Raw genomic sequence first — 14,469 nt, forward strand, 5'->3', positions numbered from 1 at the left:
CCAGAACACCGCTGATGCAATTGCCAAAAGCCCTACGCCGGACTAAAATCGTCGCCACCATTGGCCCAGCAACTTCAGACCCACAAGTGCTGCGCCAGCTCATAGAAGCCGGTGCTACAACTTTGCGACTCAACTTTTCCCACGGAACAGAAGAAGACCACCAGCGCAGCATTCGCTTAATCCGGCAAACATCCTTTGAACTCAACCAGCCGGTTGCCATCCTCCAAGACCTCCAAGGCCCGAAAATTCGTTTAGGGCGCTTTGAGACAGGCTCTATAGTTGTCAAAAACGGCGATCCTTTCATTCTCACCAGCCGCCAGGTTCCAGGTACCGAGCTCATTTCTTCCGTCACCTACGACCCCCTAGCAGACGAAGTTCCAGAGGGAGCAATGATTTTGCTCGACGACGGGAAAGTGGAAATGCTGGTGGAAAAAGTAGACCGGGCGGCGCGGGAATTACACTGCCGCGTCGTCGTCGGCGGGCCGCTTTCCAACAACAAAGGCGTGAATTTTCCAGGAGTTTACCTGTCAATTAAGGCGCTGACTGATAAAGACCGCAAAGATTTAATGTTCGGCCTCGACCAAGGTGTCGATTGGGTGGCCCTGAGCTTTGTGCGGAATCCCCAAGATGTGCTCGAAATTAAAGAACTGATTGCTAGTGCGGGCAAGCAAGTACCGGTGATTGCCAAGATCGAAAAGCACGAGGCGATCGAACAAATGGAGGAAATTCTCACCCTTTGCAACGGCGTGATGGTCGCCCGCGGCGATTTGGGAGTGGAACTGCCCGCCGAAGACGTGCCGATTTTGCAAAAGCGCCTGATTGCTACCTCCAACCGCCTGGGTATTCCGGTAATTACCGCTACCCAGATGCTCGACAGCATGGTCAACAATCCCCGTCCCACCCGCGCCGAGATTTCCGACGTGGCCAACGCGATTCTTGACGGAACTGATGCCGTGATGCTCTCGAATGAAACTGCTGTCGGCAAGTTCCCCGTCGAAGCGGTGGCGACGATGGCGAGAATTGCTGTGCGGATGGAGAGGGAAGGAATTAAACGGAATATTAGGAATGTAGAAGATATTGGTCGCTCGATCCCCAACGGCATCAGCCAAGCAGTCAGCCAAATCTCCGAACAGTTGAACGCCGCAGCCATCATGACGCTGACCAAAACCGGCGCCACAGCCCGAAATGTCTCGAAATTCCGACCCAAAACTCCGATTTTGGCAGTTACTCCTCACGTAGACGTAGCCCGACAACTGCAATTGGTATGGGGAGTCAAACCCTTGCTGGTGCTGGATTTGCCCTCCACCGGCCAGACATTTCACTCTGCCATGACAGTCGCCCAGGAAAAAGAGTTAGTGTGCGACGGAGATTTAGTCGTGATGACCGCCGGTACTCTGCAAGGGGTTGCTGGATCGACGGATTTGATCAAAGTTGAGGTAGTGACAGCAGTTTTAGGCAAAGGCACCGGTGTCGGTTTGGGATCGGTGAGTGGCATGGCCAGGGTTGCTCGCACTGCTGCGGATGTAGGAAATTTCCACCCTGGAGAAATTTTGGTAGTGGAACACACCAGCGTCGCTTTTGTGGAGATGATTCGGAAAGCAGCCGGTGTGGTGACGGAGGAGGACAGTTTGACTTCTCACGCCGCGATTATCGGTTTGCGCTTGGGCGTGCCGGTGATGGTGGGCGTAAAGAATGCCACGCGGGTCATTCGGGACGGAACTATGCTGACGCTGGATATGCAGCGGGGTTTAGTTTATTCCGGGGCCAGAGGCGGCTCAACTGACGCGGAAGTGACCGTTTAACTGTTGGTGAGCTAGGAGTTGTGGAGTTGTGAATTAAATTCTACAACTCCTTGCTTTTTTCATTTAGGCTGTGCTATAATTCAAAATTGTCTGTGCCGATGTAGCTCAGGGGTAGAGTATTCGATTCGTAATCGAACGGTCGTGGGTTCAAATCCCACCATCGGCTTGCAATAAAACACATATTTTCAATGGTTCTATAGCTTATTAATGCTGTAGAACCTTTGTTTTTTCCATGACTTGTCTATGGTTTGCCTATTTTAGTGAGGAATGCAAGTCGTCGGATTTTAAGGGGGACTGAAGTCCTCACTAGGAACCTATTTCATCGCGGATTTTAAGGAGGACTGAACTCTTCACTACGAAGCTATTTGATTACCAATTTTTATGGTTTTTAGTCAGGAGTAAAGTCCTCTGATTTTAATAAGGACAGAAGTCCGATGCTGCAAACCTATGGCATTGCGGATTTTGTCGATGGCAAAAATACCAGATAGGGGCTGGCTATTGCTTGTCAAATTGTTGCCAAAAATCAAGGCCCAATTGAGGTAAATTGCTAAAGAGGAAAGGGAACACAATTTGTAATTACTTTGCCGCTCGCTAGTGTTTCTAAAACTTAACAGAAACTTAACAGAAATCGCTGTAAAAATGCGGTAAAATTAACCTTTAAAATCGCAGACAGTAAAAAAAATAGCGAAAAATCTATGTGCCTGCAACCAGGAGATATCCTGCGCCAACGTTACCAAATTGTCAGTGAATTAGATCGGGGAGGGTTTGCGAGGACATATACAGCTAGGGATTTAGACATACCGGATAACCGCCTGTGCGTTGTTAAGGAAATTAGGCAGCCAAGCAATCCGCAACTCTTGCCAGAAGCACAGCAGCGATTGGAAAGAGAAGTTCGAGCTTTGCGCCGATTGGGCGGACATTCGCGCATTCCACAGTTATTCGATAGCTTTGAAGAAAATGACAATTTTTATTTAATTCAAGAATACATTGAAGGACATCCGCTGAGGAAAGAATTCGCTCCAAATACTCAATGGACTCAAGAGCAAGTAGTTGAATTTTTGCAGGATATCTTGCCAGTTATCGCTTTTGTTCACGAACACAATGTCATTCACCGCGATATCACTCCTTCTAACTTAATTCGGCGCGATTGCGATGGAAGAATAGTTCTGATTGATTTTGGGGCTGTCAAAGAAATCAGTTCCTTGGAAATAACTGATTCGGGAAACACTATCAGCAGAACTATTTATACGCAAGGATATTCGCCGGCCGAACAAATTGCTGGCAATCCTCAATTTTGTAGCGATATCTACTCTGTAGGTATTGTCGCTATTCAAGCCCTCACAGGCTTGTCTCCTGCTCAAGATTTCCTGACAGATTCCCGGCGGGGCGATATCGTTTGGCGCTACTCGACTCCCGATCGCCCTATGGTACAGATTAGCGCCGGCATGGAAACGATTTTAAACAGAATGGTGCGCTACAACTTCCCCGATCGCTACCAATCTGTTGCTGATGTTTTGCAGGCTTTGAATTCGATCGCAAGCTTACACCCGCCGCCCCCACTATCACAGAATTTGAATGTACCGCAACAGTTGCAAGATAATCATTCAATCGTATCCCTATCGCCACCGCCGAAACGCGATCGGTTTTCGGGATTTTCTCGATCGCACTTTCGCCGATCGCTGTTGGCAATTGCAGCAATTATTGCCGGATGTGCGATCGCCCTTTTTTTTCACAACGTTTTTACCCCAAAAACTTGTCTTTTACTGCAAGGTGATGCTTTAAGCTGCGGCGAAGAATCTCTACTAAAATCCTCGACTCCTCGATTAAAGCAAGCAGGAGTTAATGAATTTGCAAAATCAAATTATCGGGAAGCATTTAATTACTTTAAAAGGTCGTGGCATGAAGAAGAACGCAAAGATCCCGAAACTTTAATTTACATGAATAATGCCTTATTAAAAGCTAAAAAAGCCGAGTATTACACGCTCGCCGTTATCGTTCCGGTTCGCAAAAATGAACAAGGTAGAGTCGATATCGATTTGGCTAAAGAAATCTTGCGGGGAGTTGCTCAAGCGCAAACGGAAGTTAATTTTAAATTATTCAATTCTGAGATAGAACGCAACCTAAATGGTTTAGAATTCCCAGTAAATCAAGCTATTAAAGGTAAAGGTTTACAAGTTATCATTGCTGACGATGCCAATCTAAAAGAAGAGTCGATCGCCCGTGCTAATTCCCTAGTCAAGCTCACGGGTGTTTTGGGCGCGATCGGTCACTACACTAACGAAATGACAGCCTATACAGTCGATATTTACAACCAAAATCATTTAGTATTAATTTCCCCAGGCAGTACAACGGAAGAAGTTACAGAAAAAGACAGAGAATTTTTCTTTAGGACTGTTCCTCGGACTAAAGTTAGTGTTGAAGTATTCGTGAAATATCTGATTGAAAAGCAAGGTCAAACCAAAGTAGCTGGTTTCTACAATGCCAGCAGGGAATCCACTTCGACTTTTTGGGAAGAATTCAGAAAACAGTTTAGAGAACGGGGAGGAACTATCGCAAATATCACCGAATTCGACCTGTCAAGAAGTGACTTTGACGTTAAAAAAGCCATCCAAGAAGTTAGGCAAACAGGGGAAACGGAAAAAACAACAATTGTTTTAAGTACGAGTCAGGACGAGACCGCAATCAACAATGCGATAGCACTTTTCCAAGCCAATCTCGACCGCAATTGGGTGGTCGGAACCGGGGGAATATACAGTCAAAAAACCTTAGAAGCTGCTGCTCAGTTACCGTCTTTTGAGAAAATGGCTGCCGCAGTTTCTTGGCATCCTTTAAACTCTCCCAACCCCAAATTTCTTGAGGATACTCGCAAGCTTTGGGTAGGAAATGTCAGTCACCGAACTGCGTTAACCTACGATGCGGCTAAGACGCTGATTCAAGCTATAGAAGAGCAGCAGCAACCCAGCCGCGAAGGGATGCAAAAAACTATGGTCGATCCAAATTTTAGCGCTACCGGAGCCACCGGAACAATTCAGTTTGACACAACGGGCGATCGCAAAAATTTTAGTCCTAAATTAGTGCATATTGTCAAGTGTTCTAAGGAGCAGTTTGGCGTAACTTTTGTGCAGATCGAATTTCCGACAGCAGCAGCGGCAGGTTTAAACTGCGATTGATATAGCCTTTCTCAGGTTTCTGGAGGTGCTACCGGGCATAGGGCATAGGGCATAGGGCATTGGTGGTTCCTGTTCATGCAAAAGAATTGCTGGGCCGGCTCGCGTGCGTACCTCGCTTCAAGAAATAACCGCTATAGAGAAGAAGGCATTCGGCAGAAGTTCTCATTTCTCATCGGTAATTACCGGGCGACTACTTGGGAGGCCGGGGGATGCGAAAACTCAGGGGACTGAGGATTTGATTGAGAGTTCGCAGTTGTTCAGCAGTTCCCAAACAAATCAGCATATCTCCTCCTTCGATCGCAGTTTCTCCCGTAGGCCCCACAATCAAAGTCCCGCCAGCACGCCGCACCGCTAAAACCAAAGCCCCCGATTGCGATCGCAACTTGGCATTTCTCAAAGTTTGCCCGACGTAGACACAAGTATTGGGATCGACGAGAAATTCTTCCATGTAAAAAGAACTATCGGTGCCCGTCAAAACACCGTCTAAAAAATCCATAACTTGAGGCCGCAAAGCAGCCGCCGCCATCCGCTTTCCGCCGGTGATGTAGGGGGATACGACGGCATCGGCCCCGCCCCGCTGCAACTTCTTTACGGCTTCTTCTGTGGTGGCGCGGGCGATCGCCCGTACCTTCGGATTCAGAGTTTTCGCCGACAGCACAGTGTATAAATTCTCCGCATCCGATGGCAAAGCAGCTACTATGCAGATTGCGCGATCGATCCCCACACTCAGCAAAATTTCGTCCAGAGTCGCGTCTCCTTGGACAGCCGTGTACCCCAGCGCCAAAGCTGCCTCAACCGACTGTATCGCCGAATCTATCACCACAAAAGAGATATATTCGGCCTGAAATTCCAAGGCAATTTGGCGGCCAGTGCGCCCAAAACCGCAGAGAATGTAATGCCCGATCAAAGAATCTACCAATCGCCGCTGCTGCCTAATTCTTGCTCCTTCTTGAAAATATCCTTCAATCAGCGCTTCTGTAAAGCGGTTGACGATGAAACCAATCACAATCACCCCCATCAAAATCAGGCATATGGTAAACATTCGGCCGCGTTGGCCGAGGGGCTGAAGTTCACCGTAGCCCACAGTTGCTAGGGTAAATACTGTCATGTAAGCGGCATCTAGCAAAGACCATTTTTCCACCTGCCAATACCAAAGAGTACCCGTGCAGAAAATGCCGCCCAGGGCGATGACTCCGCCTGTTAAGTCTTTTTGCAGGCGCTGGTACTTTTGCTCTAGAGTTGAATACACCGATCGGGCTGACCTATTACCTATTAGCTGCTACCAATTTTAACCATATCAGCCCTAGACGCAGGGGCGGTCAAAAAGCCAGTTTCTGCCTAGATACTGTGCTGGAAAACTCAAGAGTTTGACTCTTAACCCGGTTTTTTTTGCGTGAGTTCCGACTGATCTCCAATCCCGTCGCAGAGGTGGCGATTGTTTTGATTTGCGATCGGATTTGTTTGCAAATAATTGCGGACTCCATTACAACCCTGCTGCAATAAATCGTCAAGATTAAAATTCCACAGCATCACCGTACCGTCAGCACTAGCACTAGCGATCGCCTTGCCGTCTGGACTAAAACTCGCACTCCAAACAGCATCCTTGTTACCTTTTAAAGTTTTGAGCAATGTACCGTCAATGTTCCACAGCCTCAGCATTTTGTCTGTGCTTGCAGATAGCAAAATTTGACTGTCGGGGCTAAAGCTGATATTTGTCACTCCACTTGTATGCTTTAAAATACTTAGCGGTGTGCCGTCTTTGCTCCAAATTCTCGCAGTTCCTCCAGCACTTGCAGCCGCCAGCATTGCTCCATCGGGACTGAAAGTTACACTCATAATTTTATCAGTTTCCATCTGTAAAGTTCGGAGCAATTTGATATCGGTGCTGGCTTCGATTGACTGCTGTTTTTGCAACTTTTCCGTAACCTTTCTCAAGCTCCAAAGTTTAATAGTGCTATCAGTACCAGCCGCAGCAATTATCTTACCGTCTGGGCTAAAACTCGCGCTGGTTATCCAACCTCGGTCCACTTGAAAAGTTGACAATTCTTCACCGCTGATTTTCCAGAGTTTAACAGTGCCATCGGCACTGGCAGAAGCAATAATATTACCATCTGGACTCAAAGAGACGCTTGTTATTTGAGCGCTATGTCCTTTTAAATTGTGGATCAATTTGCCATTTTTTTGCCAAATTTTTACAGTTTGGTCGTCGCTTGCTGAGACAATAATCTGACTGCTAGGATTGAATATAGCCCTGATAATTTTATCCGTATGCCCTGTTAATGTTGCTTGCAAAGTTCCATTAGTTTGCCAAAGTTTGATATAATTATCATCCGTAGCAGTCACAATCGTTTGACTGTCGGGACTGAAACTCGCGAAAGCAAGGGTACTGGCTTGAGTCTGCAAGCGGCGGCGTTCCCGAAAGTTGTAAACTGCCTGTTCGAGGGCGATCGCCACTCGCATCTGAATATCTGAACTCACTCCGAGCGATCGTTTCATTTCTGTAACAGCTCTGATACTTTCTAGCAAAGCTTCTTCTTTTTTATCTGCGGCAAATAGCGTTTCTGATAGCAAACTGAGAGTGAGAATTTTGTTGTTTCTTTCTTCGATTGACGGTTTTACCCAAAAGGCTACTATCAGGATTGATATTAATATGACTGCAGCTCCTGTAACTGTTTGCACTCTCAGTTGTTGCTCGCGCCAAAGTTTAACTGCAATCGCTTTTTTCTGCTTTTGTGCTTCGCTTAGTTCCTCTAGTAACTTTTTTTCGCGGCGCAGTTGTTCAATTTCAGCTTGATGCTGTTTTTCTTGATAGCGGAACTTGGCAAATTCCGCTTCTTGACTCGCACCTAAAAATTGATAATCTTGGGTGCTCAAGCTTTTATTTGCCGCCCACTGTCGGGCATCTTCCAGTGCTTGACCGCGCAACAAGCGAGATTCGTCTTGACAATTTGTAGCTATCCATGATGTTAGGGATTCAGCATAGGGGCGCAAGTCGCCGAGTGCTTTTTCTACCCAGCTATGGCTGAATATAGCTGCGTAAATGCGGTTGGATACGGTTAATTTTCCGGCTCGTTTTACTACTAATCCGCTCAGCCGCAATTCAGTTTGTTCGGGAGTATCATCCGCCCAGATTCCCCCACCCCCCATTAACAACGGGAGTTCTGAAAATTGCTGATTTCCGCTGGGTCGCAATTCTGTTTGTTCGGGAGTATCATCGGCGCAGATCCCCCCTGCCCCCCTTAACAAGGGGGGTTCTGAAAGTGGCAATATTTTTTGATATAGTCCTAATAACCTACTGGCGCGGTGCTGACTTCTGAAAAGGCGATCGCGAATTGTTTTGATGTGTACCGGTTCATCGGATGATTCCCAATTATCAATAATACGAGATTGCACGAGCTCGCTAATTAATAATTGATTGGTAGTAATAATTTCAGTTTTAATTTCATCTGTTGAATCTGATCTAATAGAAGCCGAAGCTAAGCTTTTTACATGGCGCAGAATCAGCTTGCAAAGCTTTTGAGTCAGAAATGGCTGCCCTCCAGTCCAGTCCAAAATCTCTTTTAAAACCTCTTGAGGATTGTCTACTTTTCCCTCAAACCCCTTTGCTAAAGGCAGAGCTTCCTGTAACTTAAAACCGTGCAATTCAATAGCTAAACCGATATTAAAGGGCGTGCGAGTTGTATCGCTAATTAAATCAGATGGCGTAGCTACTCCCAGCAAAGCAAATGTAATGCGCTGGTATTCTGAATTGTGAGCACGTTTATTGTAGCAAGATCTAATTAATGCAAAAAAATCATCTAGCGGTTCTTGGAAACTCAGAACGCTATCAATTTCATCAATAAAAATGACCAGGTTTTGAGAAATTTTGACCAGCAGCAACTCTTCAATTAACTCTCCTAAGCGCTGCACCGGGGGCATCAACTCTCTCTCCCGCCACCAAGTCATAAACTCGACTGGGTTAAACAGGTTGAAACTGCACAATAGCTTGTAAGCGACGCCGCCGTACCACTTATCTAGAGAGACTTGCTGGTTGCCAATGTCCGAAAGGTCGATCGTAGCACAGGCAATGCCATCAGCCGAGAGCTTTTGTACAGTTCGCACCAGCAAACTGGATTTGCCCATTTGTCGGGAATTGAGTACGTAACAAAACTCTCCGGCTTTGAGGGCTTGATAAAGTTCTGAGTCAGCTTGTCGCACTACATAAGTAGGTGCATTTTGCGGGAGACTGCCGCCGATTTGATATTGGTAATCGACTGTCATTATATTGCCTATACTTAGATTATTTTGTCACTTGTGTTGTGTCTGTACCGCAAGCAATTTTACCATTTTCATAGGTGGGTTCCGCTGGTTTACGTGTACCAGCCGAATCAGCTTGGCACAAGATGGATGCTGTTGTCATTTTATCTTTAGCTGCCTTGGCATCAACTTCTTTAGCAGGAACTACAAAGACAGCGCCGATACAACTTTTAAGTTCTTGCTTGGAGACTCCATAATTAAATACTGCTTGGTTGGTTGCGCGAATTGAATATTTGTAGTTTGTTGTTTCAGTTTTAATGCCAATCCCCAGTGCTTCAACTGAATTGGAAAAACTACCTCTCTCTAAAAAGTCCACTTGCTGAGCTTTGTTCATTGACCTAACATACTGTTTTGCTTCCGCTTGCTTTGCCTTCTCGCGCTGATTCAGAAATGATGGCAGAGCGGTGGCATCAATTAGTGTAATGCCGATTATAAGCAATAAGAATCGACAACAGCCCTTGGTAAATTTGCTAACCATTGATGCTTGATTCTTAGTCATGTTTTTTTTATATCCTGAAATGGTAGATACGAGGCAAATTAAATTCGGCGATGCAGAGCTTGTGGATCTGCGTTACCCTGCCGAGATTGGGAAGGAGGAATAATCTGGCATATAATTAGATTATTTTGTCACTTGTGTTGTGCCTGTACCGCAAGCAATTTTACCATTTTCATAGGTGGGTTCCGCTGGTTTAATTGTACCGGGAGAATCAGCTTGGCACAATATATATATCGTCTTTATTTCATCTTTAGGAGGATTGGGAGCAAAATTTTTAGCAGGCACTAGAAAGACACCGCCGACATAACTTTTTAAGTTTTTTGCCTTGGATACTCCATAATTAAATCCTGCTTTTTTAGTGGCTCGAACTGAATACTTGAAATTTGTTGTTTCGGTTTTAATCCCAATTCCCAAAGCATCAACAGAAGTAGCAAAAGCATTTTTTTCTATAAATAGAGCTTGCTGTGCGCGGTTCATTGAGCCAACATACTGTTTTGCTTCTGAAATCATAGGTTGATGGGTACTATTCAGAAATGATGGCAGAGCGATCGCGCCAATTGCTCCAATGCCCATTAAAAGCAATAAGCATCCGCAACCGTTATAACCTGAATTGCTAATACTTGATTCTTGATATTTAGTCATGGTCTTTTTTCCTTAAATGGTATATAGCGAATTAAATTCGGCGAGGCAGAGGCTCTGGATCTGCGTTACCAGGAAGAGCCTGGTAACGAGGAAAAGGAGGAAATACTAATCTCTAAGCTCGCAGCTTTTGTACTTCTTTCCGCTCAATAGATGTGGGCTGAACCACTTTACTGCCGATCGCAAAATCGCGCAATTCCACTCTTGTAAACTTCACACCCCAAGGATCTGTCGCTGTATCCAACTCCTCTACTAAAGCATTATTGATTTGATGGCGAGCCGTGTAAAGTTCCTCCATAGATAATGTCGCAATGTGAGTCCGAATTGAAAGAATCAGCATATTTAACATCGCTTCCTTGAGATTCTGCACCTTGTAGGACGCTTTTTCTAAGTCAATTATTCGCCAGTAAACAATAAATTCAACGGTGATGGCAAGGCGATCGCGCGTCGTGCATTGTTGCGGTGGCAGGTTTAAAATTTGCTCGCGCAGAGTTTGTTTATAAGCCACTGTTTCGACAAAGGGAATCAAAAAAGTCAAACCAGGTTCGAGTTTCTTGCGATCGTACTTCCCGAAAATTTCAACTAAGGCCTCATCTCCTTGACGGACGATTTTGACGCTGCTGGCTAAGGATACTCCGGTGATTGCAAACAAGACCATCAAAAAATACTGATACATAATGAATCTCCTGGTAATTTTAAGCTGTGAACTAAAGAGGAATTGAGGTTGCGGCTAAGATTTAGCCGTTGATGTGAATTAATCTGTCAGGTACAACAATCAGTGTGTTTCCTTCGCGGCGCAAAACGTAAACTTTTTGTCTGGGTGCGATCGCCCCTTGGGAATCTTCATTGCGAGCTTTCCACGAAGCCCCTTCATAAATCACCATTCCCGTTTCTCCGGGGAAAATCTCGGAGATTGTTGTCGCTTCGGTTGCTTCGGGAATGACAAACTTTTTGCGAACAATGAAAATCGGTCGAATCCAGATACTCAGCGCGAGGGCTATCCCCATCCAGTAGAAGATTTGCCAGTCAAAATCTTCATACATTATGTTCGCCCAACTAAACTGAAATGCGACAGCTCCTCTCCACAAAATAAAGGATTCAATTAAAGCAGAAGCTCCCATCATTAGCAGGTAAAATCTGTATTTTTGGGGCTGAGTTTTGATGATTAATAGCTCGATCGCACTAAGCACAACTCCCAGCAGCAGCCAGAATAGGGGCGGGGTGAAGGCGAAACCTGGTTGATTAGTGGCTGAGGCCAGCGACCAAATTAGGATAGAATACACAATGCTTTTACCTCGTTGCGATGGGATTCAACCTTGTTATTTCTAATCTAATCAGGTGGCTATTTGAGTTGGCGACTGAGTTATTTGAAAATTCATCGACTTTTCATCGACTTTTCATCGACTTTAGGGACGGTTGGCATTTATGATGGTTTCAGTGTTTTGATTGTGATAAGCAATGCCACGATCGCTAAGGGTGCGCGAAGAGTGCATTCGCGCAGTTAAATCCTGTCTCCTGAGAAATGGCTTTCCCAGTCAGAAAATCCTGGCTGAGGATTTAGGGATGGCGCAATCTACTGTCAGCCATTTTCTGAATGGCAAACCTGTGGATTATGCAAATTTCATCGAAATTTGTCGCGGATTGGGGCAGGAATGGCGCGATATAGCCGATTTTGACGCGAATTCAGAGCCAGAGGAAGTATTGCTGGTGAGGGCAAAAGTGGCGATCGTCTTCGAGGGCTTTCCTTCGGATCGCTTCGCTAACGCCAAGAGTCGATCGACCTCAAACACCACCCTTTCTCAGCAGTTACACCAAGCTTTGAGTGCGGGAGGCCACGAAGTATTTTTTATTAACAACAGCAGCGACTCAGCCTCATATTTAAAGCGTTGCGATTATTTGCTGTTGCTGATTTCCCAAGAATCTGCCGCGAGCGAAATGATATTGGAACAAGTGCACCTAGCCAAAGAACTGCACAATATTAATGCTCATAAACCCGCACTTTTACCGATTTTACTTGAAGTAAATACACCGCTTTCTTTTGATTTACTGAGCTATTTAGCAGGAATTCAGCCCTGGCTGTGGCGCGGTGTTGGCGACTCATTTAAGTTATTATCACAAATTTTAACCATTATCAAAGAAGGTCGCACATCGTTAACTGCCGACCATGAATTGGCTGTAGAATGGAAAGTAATTACTAGCACCAAACAGTCAATAATTCAACCCCTGCCAGCAGCGCCGCCAGAATTGCCGGGAGGACAAGTGGAAATAGCTTCTCGTTTTTATATCGATCGCCCTCCGATCGAATCCCGCTGTTACGAGACGATCGCCCAACCGGGAGCGCTGATCCGCATAAAAGCACCCAGACAAATGGGCAAAACTTCCTTGATGGCGAGGATTTTGCATCATGCAGAACAGCAAGGTTCTCGCACGGTAGCGCTGAGTTTTCAGCTAGCCAATAGGAAAATATTCGCTAATTCAGACACATTTTTGCAGTGGTTTTGTGCTAGCATCGGTCAAGAATTAGGAATGCTGGAGCAGTTGCCCAAGTGTTGGGAGTTAGCCGATTTGATTGGCAGCAATCAGTGCTGCAAGGCTTATTTTGAACAGTATTTGCTGTCTGAATCATCAAAACCCCTGACGTTAGGGTTGGATGAGAGCGATCGCCTGTTTGAATCACCGGAAATTGCAGACGACTTTTTTGGGTTATTGCGAGCTTTACACGAAGAAGCAAAACGGCGAGATATTTGGAAAAAATTGCGTTTGATTGTGGTGCATTCGACAGAAGTCTACATCCCGCTGGATGTGAATAAATCGCCGTTTAATGTGGGGTTGCCCATTGATTTGCCAGAGTTTAATTCGCAGCAAGTGCAAGACTTAGCAGCCCGACACGGAATAAATTGGAGTGATACAGAAGTTGCCGAATTGATGGCGTTAGTAGGAGGACATCCCTATTTAGTGCGGCTGGCAATGTATCGCATTTCCCGTCAAGATGTGACTTTAAATCAATTGCTGAAATCGGCGACAACGGAGGCAGGGATTTACAGCGATCATTTGCGTCGGCATTTGTGGAATTTAGAAAAATATCCAGAATTAATCGAGGCGATGAGAGAGGTTTCGAGTGTGTCAAAGCCAGTCAGATTGAGGCTAGAATTGGCGTTCAAATTAAACAGTATGGGGTTGGTGAAACAGGAGGGTAATTATTGCAGTGCGAGATGCAATTTGTATGAGGAGTATTTTCGCGATCGCCTTGACTGCAAATAATCCCTATTTACCCGATCGCCAAATCCACACTAACTACAAATTCGGGAAAAGCCAGCGGCGAAACTTCGTCGCCACGCCAAAACCTCAGCATTAAACTGTAACCGTTAACCGTTGGCTGGCGGTAAACTTCCAAGCAGTTTTCCTGCAAATTGACAATCCATACTTCCTGAATTTGCGATCGGGCGTAAATAGGAAGTTTCACGTCTCTGTCATAATCTATTGAAGTGTCAGCTACTTCTATTAACAGTAAAACTTCCGATGGTAGGGGATGGGCGGTTGAATAGTAATCGGCGCGAGGTTGCAGCAATACTAAATCGGGTTGCGGTTCCGTGCGATCACTCAACAGCAGGGGGTTCGGCACGTCGAAAATAACCAAATTTTCTGGAATTTGGCTGCACAGTCTGGCTAAGCGCCTCACAGACGAAGCCTGACGAGTTCCAATTGCGGCCCTTTGAACAAGTTCTCCTTCTATCAATTCTACGCCATCGCCCTCTGAAAGAATCCCAGCTTGACTCATCTGATGGTATTCTTCTACTGTAAAAAGTCTTTTGAGCAACTGCACGGCCATAACTTACCGTTCCTCTAATTATTTCTTCGATTATAGTCACACGCCCTATTAAATGCCAGGGATGTCTAAAGTCGATGAGAAGTCGATGAAAAGTCAGTCGAGTTCTCAAATACCCTGGTGATTTAATAGAGATAGAGTAGAAGCGAGGCACAATATGCGAGGTTTGCATACCCCGCCGCACTCAGTAATATATTCAGTTTAACCTCAATGAGGCATTTACCTGAAACCTGAATATTG

10 protein-coding genes and 1 tRNA gene are annotated in these 14,469 nt (G+C 45.5%); 4 read left to right on the forward strand and 7 right to left on the reverse strand.

Annotation, left to right across the window (positions count from 1 at the left end; translation table 11 throughout):
- Positions 1 to 14 precede the first annotated feature (14 nt).
- From pyk to QUA27_RS01190, 3 genes are all read left to right on the forward strand, one after another.
- A complete protein-coding gene (gene pyk, locus QUA27_RS01180; RefSeq protein ID WP_333065811.1) occupies positions 15 to 1,802 on the forward strand; it encodes a pyruvate kinase in 1,788 nt (595 codons plus the stop codon).
- A gap of 94 nt (positions 1,803 to 1,896) precedes the next feature.
- Positions 1,897 to 1,968 (forward strand) — tRNA-Thr (locus QUA27_RS01185).
- Positions 1,969 to 2,497: 529 nt separating this feature from the next.
- Positions 2,498 to 4,972: a bifunctional serine/threonine-protein kinase/ABC transporter substrate-binding protein gene (locus tag QUA27_RS01190; RefSeq protein WP_333065812.1), complete on the forward strand. Its 2,475-nt coding sequence runs from the start codon at positions 2,498 to 2,500 to the stop codon at positions 4,970 to 4,972.
- Positions 4,973 to 5,162: 190 nt separating this feature from the next.
- Here QUA27_RS01190 and QUA27_RS01195 read toward each other — a convergent pair whose 3' ends face one another.
- The 6 genes from QUA27_RS01195 to QUA27_RS01220 all read right to left on the reverse strand — a co-directional run bounded on the left by QUA27_RS01195 (position 5,163) and on the right by QUA27_RS01220 (position 11,686).
- Positions 5,163 to 6,221, reverse strand: a complete 1,059-nt coding sequence (locus tag QUA27_RS01195) for a potassium channel family protein (protein WP_333065814.1) — start codon at positions 6,219 to 6,221, stop codon at positions 5,163 to 5,165.
- Between the two features lie 125 nt (positions 6,222 to 6,346).
- Positions 6,347 to 9,232, reverse strand: a complete 2,886-nt coding sequence (locus tag QUA27_RS01200) for an AAA-like domain-containing protein (RefSeq protein WP_333065815.1) — start codon at positions 9,230 to 9,232, stop codon at positions 6,347 to 6,349.
- 19 nt (positions 9,233 to 9,251) lie between these two features.
- On the reverse strand, positions 9,252 to 9,767 hold the full coding sequence (locus tag QUA27_RS01205; protein WP_333065816.1) for a type IV pilin-like G/H family protein: 516 nt from the start codon (positions 9,765 to 9,767) through the stop codon (positions 9,252 to 9,254).
- Positions 9,768 to 9,887: 120 nt separating this feature from the next.
- Positions 9,888 to 10,406: a type IV pilin-like G/H family protein gene (locus QUA27_RS01210; protein WP_333065817.1), complete on the reverse strand. Its 519-nt coding sequence runs from the start codon at positions 10,404 to 10,406 to the stop codon at positions 9,888 to 9,890.
- A 112-nt stretch (positions 10,407 to 10,518) separates the two neighbouring features.
- Positions 10,519 to 11,079: a paraslipin gene (locus QUA27_RS01215; protein ID WP_333065818.1), complete on the reverse strand. Its 561-nt coding sequence runs from the start codon at positions 11,077 to 11,079 to the stop codon at positions 10,519 to 10,521.
- 61 nt (positions 11,080 to 11,140) lie between these two features.
- Complete coding sequence (locus QUA27_RS01220; protein WP_333065819.1) at positions 11,141 to 11,686, reverse strand: NfeD family protein; 546 nt, start codon at positions 11,684 to 11,686, stop codon at positions 11,141 to 11,143.
- A gap of 175 nt (positions 11,687 to 11,861) precedes the next feature.
- Here QUA27_RS01220 and QUA27_RS01225 point away from each other — a divergent pair, with 175 nt between their 5' ends.
- Entirely contained in the window at positions 11,862 to 13,664 is a 1,803-nt protein-coding gene (locus QUA27_RS01225; protein WP_333065821.1) for an AAA-like domain-containing protein, read from the forward strand.
- A 7-nt stretch (positions 13,665 to 13,671) separates the two neighbouring features.
- Here QUA27_RS01225 and QUA27_RS01230 read toward each other — a convergent pair whose 3' ends face one another.
- A complete protein-coding gene (locus tag QUA27_RS01230; protein WP_333065823.1) occupies positions 13,672 to 14,232 on the reverse strand; it encodes a Uma2 family endonuclease in 561 nt (186 codons plus the stop codon).
- Positions 14,233 to 14,469 lie beyond the last annotated feature (237 nt).

The sequence above is a fragment of the Microcoleus harperi Pol14_C6 genome, from assembly GCF_036701295.1.
GTDB lineage: Bacteria > Cyanobacteriota > Cyanobacteriia > Cyanobacteriales > Microcoleaceae > Microcoleus.